General features: G+C 77.3%; 6 protein-coding genes. 3 read left to right on the top strand and 3 right to left on the bottom strand.

All coding sequences use genetic code 11. From position 1 onward, the window contains the following. Window positions 1–111 precede the first annotated feature (111 nt). The 3 genes from ADK60_RS06540 to ADK60_RS45600 form a co-directional block, all read right to left on the bottom strand. Entirely contained in the window at window positions 112–1023 is a 912-nt protein-coding gene (locus tag ADK60_RS06540; protein WP_079008102.1) for an ornithine cyclodeaminase family protein, read from the bottom strand. Between the two features lie 107 nt (window positions 1024–1130). Then, window positions 1131–3953 carry a class IV lanthionine synthetase LanL gene (gene lanL / locus ADK60_RS06535; RefSeq protein ID WP_053643987.1) on the bottom strand — a complete coding sequence of 941 codons (2823 nt, stop codon included), beginning with the start codon at window positions 3951–3953 and terminating at the stop codon, window positions 1131–1133. Between the two features lie 119 nt (window positions 3954–4072). Next, window positions 4073–4240 carry an SflA family class IV lanthipeptide gene (locus ADK60_RS45600; RefSeq protein WP_199839610.1) on the bottom strand — a complete coding sequence of 56 codons (168 nt, stop codon included), beginning with the start codon at window positions 4238–4240 and terminating at the stop codon, window positions 4073–4075. Window positions 4241–4448: 208 nt separating this feature from the next. On the opposite strand from ADK60_RS45600, the gene ADK60_RS06530 reads away from it, so the two are divergent. From ADK60_RS06530 to ADK60_RS06520, 3 genes are all read left to right on the top strand, one after another. After that, entirely contained in the window at window positions 4449–4850 is a 402-nt protein-coding gene (locus ADK60_RS06530; protein ID WP_045942840.1) for a Cif family virulence factor, read from the top strand. Between the two features lie 124 nt (window positions 4851–4974). After that, the gene (locus ADK60_RS06525; protein WP_234370971.1) at window positions 4975–5448 is read left to right on the top strand and encodes a DUF3093 family protein; all 474 of its coding nucleotides are present in this window, start codon (window positions 4975–4977) and stop codon (window positions 5446–5448) included. A 147-nt stretch (window positions 5449–5595) separates the two neighbouring features. Then, entirely contained in the window at window positions 5596–6798 is a 1203-nt protein-coding gene (locus tag ADK60_RS06520) for an MFS transporter (RefSeq protein ID WP_053643985.1), read from the top strand. Window positions 6799–6847: the final 49 nt, after the last annotated feature.

Below are 6847 nucleotides of genomic sequence, written 5' to 3'. Positions count from 1 at the left end.
GTATGGGGGCGGGTGCGGGGGCGGAAGTACTCATGGGCGCCTTCCTACCGGGTCGTCAGGCGTGCCGCCAGCGGTTTTCCCTCGGGGCGGGCCGGGAGGAGGCCCAGTGGGTCAGTGGAAGTCGAAGGCGGGTGCGGTGCCGGCGGAGCGGGCGGCGAGGTGGACCGGCCAGGCGAGGGCGAGGTCCTGCCAGGGGAGGCCGATCGGCGCGAACACGGTCGGCCGGTCGTCCGGCCGGGCCGGGACGGTGCCGCGCAGGACGTCGGCGAACTCGACCGCGAGGTCCGGGTCGGGACCGGAGCCGTGGAGGACCCCGGAGGCGGCGGCGAGGGCGCGGTCGTCCACCACGAGCCGGCTCGCGCGCAGCAGGGCGGGGGAGAGCTCGGTCTTGCCGCGCTCGTCGAAGCCGAGGGCGGTCATGTGCAGACCCGGCCTCAGCACATCGGCGTCCAGCAGCGGTTCGCGCGACCAGGTGGCGGTGATCACGATGTCCGCGGCTTCGACGGCCGCCCGCGCGGTGGGCACGGCCCGGCCGATCGCCGCGGCCCGGTCCGGGTCGAGGTCGTAGGCGTAGACCTCGTCGACCGGCCGCAGGGTGCGCAGCGCCCGGAGCGTGGTCCGGCTCTGCGCGCCGGCGCCGATCACGGCGACCGTCCGCGCGTGCTCCGGTGCGAGCGCGTGGGTGGCCAGCGCGGCGGCCAGGCCGGTGCGCCAGGCGGTGACGGAGGCGGAGTCCAGCAGCGCCAGCAGTTCGCCGTCGGCCAGCGAGTGCAGGCAGACGATCCCGCGGAGTGCGGGTGTCGCGCCGGGGAACTTGGCGTTGACCTTCACGGTGTAGGCGGGCACGTCGGGGAGCAGCCCGGGGAGCAGGCACATCGCGGTGCCGGGGCCGGGGAGCGCGCTGCCCACCCGGTGGGCGGGCGGCAGCCGGTCGGCGGTGCGGAAGCCGGCCTCCAGGGCGGCCAGCGCGGTGGGGAGGTCGAGGGCCGCCTCGACATCGGCACGGGAGAGCAGCAGGGTCATGGGGAGAGTCTGCCCCGGCCGCCGGACGGGGGAGGCGGGGGGCCGAGTCGGGCCCGGTAACGGTCGCGCCGGGACCGCCGGGTCCGGCGGTCGTCGGGCGGGGACCGTCAGGCCGGGAACAGGGTGCCGGGGCGCGGCCCGCCGCGTCGGCTCAGCCGACGCAGGAAGCCGAGCACCCCGGGGGTGCCGGCGGCCCAGGAGGCGGACTCCGTAGAGGGGTCGGCACCGGGCAGCAGCGGGCGGTCGTACGGGCCGCCGCCGCGGGCCAGGATCAGGCCCGCGATCTCCTCGGCGGAGCGCCAGTGGCGTTCGTCGCCGGTGGCCACGGCCAGGTCGACCAGCAGTTCGCCGATGCCGGCGAGGCCGCAGCACTGGCCGACGGGGCCCGTGCGCGGGGCCGGTACGAGGGCGGCGGCCGCGGACTCGGCGGCGCGGGTGACGAGGGCCGGCTCGCCGTACAGCCGTCCGGCCTGGAGCAGGACCGCCCCGAGGCCGGCCAGACCGCGGCACCAGGAGCCGTAGCGGCGGGTCGCGCCGGGGGCGCGGGCCGCGGCCGCTAGGCGGGGGACGTCCTCGGCCAGGCCGTCGACCAGGCGCCGGGCGGCCTCCGCCGTCCCACCGTCGGTGCCGGGCAGGGCGAGGAGGAAGTGCGCGAGGCCGGCCCGACCGTGGGCGAAGCCCTCGACGAGGGCGGCGGTGCCGGGGTTCGGGGCCTCCCGGGGGTCGGTGGGGCGGCCGTCGGTGAGCCGCCGGGCGCAGGCGGCCGCGACGGCCGTGTGGCGTTCGGCCTCCTCGGGCCGGCCGTCGGCGCGGGCCAGCCGGGCCAGCAGCAGCCGGGCGGTGCCGAGGCCGGCGGCGCCGGACACCTGGTCGGCGGGGAGGTCGGCCGGGAGTTCAGTCTGGAGGGCCGCGGAGAGCGGTGTGGTCTCGGTGCCGACGGGTTCGGTGCCGAGCAGGTGGGCCGCCTGGGCGAGGAAGAGGTCGACCCCGGCGCGGCCGTCGTACAGGCCCGGGCCGAGCCGGCCGAGGGCGGGGTGGGCGGCGGTCCACCGGGCGAGTGCGGCGGCCGCGTCGCGGACCTCCGGCCGGTCCGGGTGCTGGAGCAGTTCGAGGCCGAGGCCGGCGGCGCCGTCGTAGCGGGAGAGCAGGGTGCGCGGGCGGGACGGGTGGCTCGCGCCGGGGGAGGCGTCGGGTTGTCCCTCGGCGAGGTCGTGGGCCATCCGGACGCAGCGGTCGAGGGTGTGCCGGACGGCCCGGTCGAGCAGGTCCGCCGTCACCACCGGCGGCCGGTGGGCGGTCCGGTGCGGTGGCGCCGGTGGCGCCGGTGTCGCGGGTGGCGCGGGCCGGATCCCGGGCGCGGCCGGTCGGGCGTCGGGGTCGGGCGGGACCCGCCGCAGGTCGGCGGCGGCCGCCGACCGCTCCTCGGTGTCCAGGCTCAGCAACCCGGCGACCAGGTCGACCGCCGCGGCTGCGGGCCGGCCGGGCCGGGCGGGGGGAGTGGGTCGAGTAGGCAGCGCGCCGGCGAGACAGGCGAGGGTGCGCTCGCGGTTGACGGCCGGGTCCGGGTCGATCACCACGGGGTCCAGGCCGGTGGCGGCCCAGTGCAGGGTGGCGCCCAACCCGTAGTAGTCGTCGGCGGGGTGGGGTCCGACGGGGTCCGGCCCGGCGGTGGCGGGCAGGCCGTAACCGAGGGTGGCGCCCTCCGGCCGCTCGCCGGTCAGCGAACTGACACCGAAGTCGACGAGCGAGCAGGCGCCCGCGGCGTCCAGCACCACGTTGGCGGGCTTGAGGTCGTGGACGACCACCCCGCGCGCGTGCACGGCGTCCAGGACCGTGAGCAGCCCCCGGGCCAGGGCCCACCAGTCGCGGCCCGGCCCCGTTCCGGTCCCGTGCGCGGCGGCGGCCGCCCGGTCGCCGAGGACGTCGTACGGGCCGGCTTCGAGCACGGCCCGGCGGAGGTCGCGCGGTCCGCGGGCGGTGCTCACCAGGTACTCGTCCTCGCCGTGCCGGAAGTAGTCGACCAGGTCCGGCACTCCGGGCACGCCGGCCAGTGCGGCCAGCACCCGCCGTTCGTGCCGGAGCCGGCCGCGGGCGTCGGTGCCGGCCCGGTCCTCGGCGACGAAGGCGCGGGCCTGCTTGACCACCACCTCCCGGCCGCCGGCGACCTCCACTGCACGGTAGACGTGTCCGTTCGGCGAGCGGGTGATCCCGGCGGTGAGCCGGTAGCGGCCGTCGCCGATCCGGGTGGTCGGCGCCGTCCGCCGGGCCGGGTCGGTGGTCGGGCCGGTGGTCGGGCCGGTGATCGGGCCGGTGGTCGTGTCGGCGGCCGGGTCGGCCGCGGTGAACGGGTCCGCCGCCCAGGGCGGTTGGCGGTAGGAGGGCTCCGCCAGCCCCGGGAAGGTCCGGCCGTCGGGGCCGGTCATGACGAGGTCGGGGTCGTCGCCGGAGACCCGGAACGGGCCGTAGCGGTAGTAGACCGGGGCGTCCGGCCGCAGCCGCCGGTCGCTGACCACGCGCGGACCGGTGCGGCCCGCCAGCACCTCGGCCAGTTCCGCGGCCAGCGGCCCGGCCTCCTCGGGCGCCGGGTAGACCGTGACCGCCTTGCCGACGCCGGCGGGGCCGCGGAGCCCGGAGTTGAGCTGGTGCAGGACGGCGGCGGAGGCGGCGAACTTGGCGTCGCAGGTGCGGCCGAGCAGGACGGGGAGGACGAGGTCGACCAGGTCGGGCAGGTGGTCGGGCCGGGCCGAGAGGTGGAGCTTCCAGCCGTGGCCGAGTTCGGGCATCCGCGGGTCCTGGAGGTACAGCCAGCCGTCGCCGCTGTGCAGTCGCCGTCGGGCGCCGGGCGGTGCCGCGAGGTGGGCGGCGAGCCGGGACCGTACGTCCCCCGCCGGTCCGTCGTCGGGCTCCCCGCCTGCAGCCGCTGCCACCATCGTCCGCCGCTCCCTCCCCGGGGTCCGCCCCTCCTGCGCCCTCGTGTGCGCGGGCCGGTGCGACCGCCGGGCCGGGCTGCCCGGCGGTCGCCGCTGTTACTCCGACCGCCCGGCGGGGATCAGGAGTCGAAACCACACTCGAAACGGGTGGGGACGTAGGTGACCCACGGGTCGGCGAGGCACGCGACCGGGGTGAGGTCGGCGGCGAACTCGTCCTCGAAGGTGATGGTGTCCTCGTCGATGTCCAGCGGGCCGGCGTCGCGGATGTCCAGGACCTGAGCGCTCATGAGTGCTTCCTCCCATGCGGGTTGGCGGATTCCTGTTCGACGGCATGGTCATGCTAGCGATTCACTCGTGTTCACCATAGGGGCGCGGCATCATCACATGCGCGACACCTGGGTGTGCGTTCCCGGGGGCGGAAGGTTCGGCCCGGTGTGGTGTGTGACATTGCGCCATAGGGGTGATTTGCACGGTCCCCGGTGCTACGGTCGGATCATGTCCAAGGCCGAAATCGACCAGCTGACCGCCGAGTTCTTCGGGGCGTTCGACAACCGGGACGGCCGCGGTGCCGATGTGGCCCGGCTGCGCCGCCTGATGCTCCCGCAGGGGGTGATCGTCAGCACCCGCCCGGCCTTCACGGTCTACTCCGTCGAGGAGTTCATCGAGCCGCGCGAACGGCTGCTGGAGGCGGACGGTCGACTGGTCGGCTTCTCGGAGTGGGAGACCTCCGAGCGGACCGAGATCGAGGGTGACGTCGCGTCGCGCTTCGGCGAGTACCGCAAGTCCGGCTTCTTCGACGGCAAGCCCTACGAGGGCGACGGGACGAAGACGATCCAGTTCGTGCGGACCCCGGAGGGCTGGCGCATCGCGGCCTTCTCCTGGTGCGACCGGATCTGACCCACCCGGACCCCCGGACCTGACCTGACCCGACCTGACCTGATCGTCCGGCGCCGGACGGTCCTTGGCGGGCCCGGGCGGGCCCGGGTCGGTGGTTGGCCGACGGCATGGCAGCATCCCGGGTGTGGTGATCTACGACGAACGACTCTCCGTCCCGCTGCGCTGGTGGCTGGCCGCGCTGGTGGCCGCCGCTGCGCTCGCGGCGGCGCTGCTCCCGCTCTCCCCGGTGTTCGCCGTCGCCGCCGGTGCCGTCCTGCTGATGGCGCTCGGGCCGGCGTTCGGCCGGTACGGCGGGGTGCGGATCCGGGTGTGCGACGGCGTGCTGGTGGCCGGTCCGATCGTGCTGCGGGGCGAGCACGCGGGCGCGGTCGAGGTCCTCGACCAGGCCGCCGCCTTCGCCTGGCGCACCCGGCTGGCGAGCCCCCGGGCCCGGCTCCTCATCCGCAGCTACCTCCCCTGCGCGGTCCGGGTGGAGGTCGCCGAGCCCTCCCTCCTCTGCCCCTACGTCTACCTCTCCACCCGCCGTCCGGCCGCCCTGGCCGCCGCGCTCGCCGAGGCGCGCGACCACTGCACCGCCCCGGCCGGCCGGGCCCGCTGACGGCCGCTCCGGCCTGGCCCCGGCCGGCGCTCCCCTCAGACAGCGGCGCCCGCGGTGCCGGACGCGCTGGGGCGCGCTCTTTGGCGCCCCGGGGGGTGGGCGCTGCGGGGTCGGAGTGGTGGGAATGGCCCTGTCCGTGAGTGACGGATGGGACTGGTGGTGCTGGTGCGAGTTCAGGTGCTGGTGGGATTCGGTGTGTTCGGGGTGTTCTGGGGCGCCTGGGGTGCGCTGATCCCGGAGATCCAGCGGCAGGCCGGGGTGGGCAACGGCGAACTGGGTGTCGCCGTGCTGATGATCGGACTCGGCGCCCTGGGCTCGATGCGTCCGGCCGGAGCCGCCGTGGACCGCTTCGGCCGCTCGGCCGTCGCCGTGATCCTCCTGCTGATGGCCGCTGCCGCCGTCCTGCCCGGGCTCGCGCACGGGGCGCGGGTGCTGATGGCGGCGCTCGCCGTGCTGGGCGCGGCGTCCGGGGCCGTCGACGTCGGGGTCAACACCCTGGCGAGCGAGGAGGAGAGCCGCTCGGGCCGGCTGATGAACGCCGCCCACGCCTGCTTCTCCGCCTGCGTGGTGCTCGGCGCCCTCGGCTCCGGGCTCGCCCTGGAGCGCGGCCTCGCGGCGGACCGGGTGCTGCTGCTGACCGCCGTGCTGCTGACCGGCGCGGCCGTGGTGATCGGGTTCCCCGGCCCGGCGGGGCTGCCGGCCGTGTCCCGCCGCGACCGACAGCGGGCTGCCGTCACGGACCGGCCGCTGCTGGCCCTCGGGGCGCTGTGCGCGCTCGCGTACCTGGTCGAGAACGCCTGGCAGAGCTGGAGCGCGGTGATGCTGCGCTCGGTCTTCCACACCGGGTCCGGTGCGGCCGCCGCCGGTCCGGTGGTGTTCGCGGCCGCCGCCGCGGTCGGCCGACTGGCCGGGCACGGGCTCACCGCCCGGTTGCCGCAGCGGCACCTGCTCGCCCTGGGCGCGGCGGTGGCGGCCGTCGGCACCCTGGGCGCCGCGCTGGCGCCGGGCGCGCGGTCGATGCTGGCGGCGCTCGTCGTGGCCGGCCTGGGCACCTCGGTGTGCGCGCCCACGATCCTCTCGCTGGCCGGGGAGCAGGCCCGCCCCGAGGTCCGCTCGTCCGCCGTGGCGGTCGTCGCCTCGATCGGCTACGGCGGCTGCCTGCTCGGCCCCGCCGCCGTCGGCCTCACCGCCTCCTCGGCGGGCCTCCGGGCCGCTCTGTGCGGTGTCGCGGGGACGGCGGCGGCGCTTGCTCTCGCCTCCCTGCTGCCCGGGCCCGGGCCCCGGCAGGCCCAGCAGGACCGGCAGGCCCGGCAGGCCCGGGAGCCCCGGCCGCTCGACGCGGAGAGCTGAGCCGGTGCGGTCGCCGCAGCGGCGTGTTCGGGGCGGGCGGGGTGGCGGC

It is taken from the genome of Streptomyces sp. XY431 (assembly GCF_001279805.1).
In the GTDB taxonomy this organism is placed as follows: Bacteria; Actinomycetota; Actinomycetes; order Streptomycetales; family Streptomycetaceae; genus Kitasatospora; species Kitasatospora purpeofusca.
The sequence above is the reverse complement of the archived record's forward strand: the minus strand, read 5'-3'. Positions and strand labels throughout refer to the sequence as shown.